This window comes from Mesorhizobium amorphae (genome assembly GCF_014843845.1).
In the GTDB taxonomy this organism is placed as follows: domain Bacteria; phylum Pseudomonadota; class Alphaproteobacteria; order Rhizobiales; family Rhizobiaceae; genus Mesorhizobium; species Mesorhizobium amorphae_A.
Genome location: NZ_JHQS01000048.1, coordinates 1 through 2,240, shown reverse-complemented (window position 1 = coordinate 2,240; position 2,240 = coordinate 1). Strand labels below are relative to the sequence as shown.

Annotated in this window: 3 protein-coding genes; 2 read left to right on the top strand and 1 reads right to left on the bottom strand. The window is 63.7% G+C overall.

Annotation, left to right across the window (positions count from 1 at the left end; all coding sequences use genetic code 11):
* Nucleotides 1–224 precede the first annotated feature (224 nt).
* Nucleotides 225–488, top strand: coding sequence for a transposase (locus DH08_RS18260; RefSeq protein WP_192180654.1), 264 nt, complete (start codon nt 225–227; stop codon nt 486–488).
* Here the strand turns inward: DH08_RS18260 and DH08_RS18255 are convergent.
* On the bottom strand, nt 456–1,172 hold the full coding sequence (locus DH08_RS18255; RefSeq protein WP_345892417.1) for a UPF0149 family protein: 717 nt from the start codon (nt 1,170–1,172) through the stop codon (nt 456–458). The two genes, DH08_RS18260 and DH08_RS18255, sit on opposite strands and share 33 nt — an antisense overlap.
* Before the next feature lie 254 nt (nt 1,173–1,426).
* Here DH08_RS18255 and DH08_RS18250 point away from each other — a divergent pair.
* Nucleotides 1,427–2,240: IS110 family transposase (locus DH08_RS18250; protein WP_192180653.1), on the top strand; the 814-nt coding region annotated here is incomplete at its 3' end.

The following is a 2,240-nucleotide window of genomic DNA, read 5'->3' as shown; positions in this document are numbered from 1 at the left end:
CAGAGTTCAGCGCCTAACACCAACAACGCAATTCAGTCTCAGAATCTGATGCTCGGCTCAGCGGTCGAGCGAATGGAGGTCGTTGTGACAGGAAATATGACCCTTCTGGAAAGTCCCAATCTCAAAGAGGGATAGTAGCGGCGTACGCATCCGAGCAAGGCCGCCTTGTAGGCATCGTGGGGTTTGGCACTGACTGTCCTTGTTGACGTCAATAAGGACGCGGAATGGAACGGCTTGAGATTATCGATAGCGGTCGGCGGCGACGCTTCAGCAGAGAGAAGAAGCTCCAGATTGTGGCTGAGAGTTATTCGGAACCTGGCTTGTGCGCGACGACGGCGCGGCGACATGGGATTTCTCGTTCGCAGCTCTATGAACCCCGTGGGTCGGTCAAAATCCCCGGGTATGGTCACTTGAAACTCCCCCAACTGATGGTCACCGGCAGCGCTACTGCCCTTTCATACAGCGAGGGACCGGGAGTTGAACGGTAAGCGGTGCGCCAAGGCACCTTTCCCGAAATCCGGTGATGCGTCCATGGTAGGGTAGCCGTTGGTCCGCGCGTCGCCGCTGATCACTGCGGATCGCCATAACGGGTGACGTAGTGGAGTTCGCGCAGGGCGGGGATGACGAGGGCGATGTCTTTTGTATGCCTCGTGCCCGATGAAGTGCGCGGTGTCGGGCCCCGGCCTGGGCTTGGCGAGGACGGGCCTCCCCTTTTTGTCGACGCAGTAGATCAGGATCGGAAGCAGCAGGCCGTGGTTGGGGTTGTCGAGGTCGAGTAGCGATTTCCATTTTTTGATGCTGAGATTCATGGCCGCGTAGAACCCCTGACACCACGGACGGGAGTCGATGCCGCCGCTGGGCTTGGTTGCGAATCGGGGCGCATAATCCTGCGGTCTGTCGAAGAACGTCTCGTTGATCTGGTTGTGGATCTTGGCGACGGTGGCAAATACGGCGTGATCGGTTGCAGACCCTTTGGCCAAGACGTCGCGCGGCAACCCCACGAGCGGGCACATCCAGTCTTGCGGGTCCGGGAACCGTGGCCCCGTGACCGCCGCCGTTACGAAGCCATCCAGCGCCGACATGGTCCGCACCAGCGGGCGGCGGTTGGTCTTGGCGGCCATCCAGGCCTCCAGCGCCTCGTCCGACAGCGCCATGTCATCGATCGCGCTCACTGGTGCACCTTTGGGCTGGCGGGTGCGAAGCGATCAAGTGGCGTAGCATCCGCCAGCCCGAGCATCTGCAGTGACGGCCAAGCGCGCTTGCCGGTTGACGGCCCGTATGAGACCCGCCGCGCGGCAGGTGCCGGGAGACCGCGACGGACCACAGGGTGAAGCGCCAGTGCTGGCCAGCCAGAGCGCCTGTCAGTGAGCGATCCGTACGATCTCCCAGCTCGGGTGAGTTTATCGCAATCCGAGGAGATCAGCATATGCCATTTCACGCAGGTTTGGACTGGGGCGGCGCAAGCCATGCCCTGTGCGTTATTGACGGCGTCGGCCAGGTCATCGTCCGTCTCGATGTCCGCCACGATGCGGCTGGGTTGGCCGACATGGTAGCCCGGCTCAAGCGCGTGGCGGCGCCGGCCGAACTGCCCATCGCCATCGAGCGACCATCCGGTCTGGTCGTCGATACCTTGGTCGAGGCCGGGTATCCCGTGATCCCGATCCATCCGAACGTCGTCAAGGCCTGCAGGCCGCGCTACCGCGCCGCCGGTGGCAAAAGCGATCCGGGCGATGCCTTCATGTTGGCCGACATCTTGCGCACCGACGGACATCGCTTCCGGCCTCTTGTGCCGGTCTCCGATGACATCCGGGCGCTGCGCGCCCTGGTCCGCGGCCGCGACGACCTGGTGGCCCAGCGTGTCGCATTGGCCAGCCAGCTCCGCAATCTGCTCGAAGGCTTCTGGCCGGGAGCAGTCGCCATTTTCGCCGCCATCGACAGCCCGATCGCGCTCGCCTTCGTCGGCCGCTATCCCACTCCCGACAGCGCCAGCCGCCTGGGCGAGAAACGCCTGGCCAGCTTCATGGCGCAACACGCCTACTGTGGGCGCCGTTCGCCTGCCGACCTCTTGGCCCGACTGCGAGCCGCGCCGACAGGGCTGGCCGGTGACGCCGAGGCCGACGTCAAAGGCGAGCTCGCCGGCGCATTGGTTGCCATTCTCGAACGCCTCGTCTGCGAGATCGCCAAGCTGTCCTCGCACATCGAGCACGCCGTCGCCCAATTGCCCGACGGCAGGATCGTCA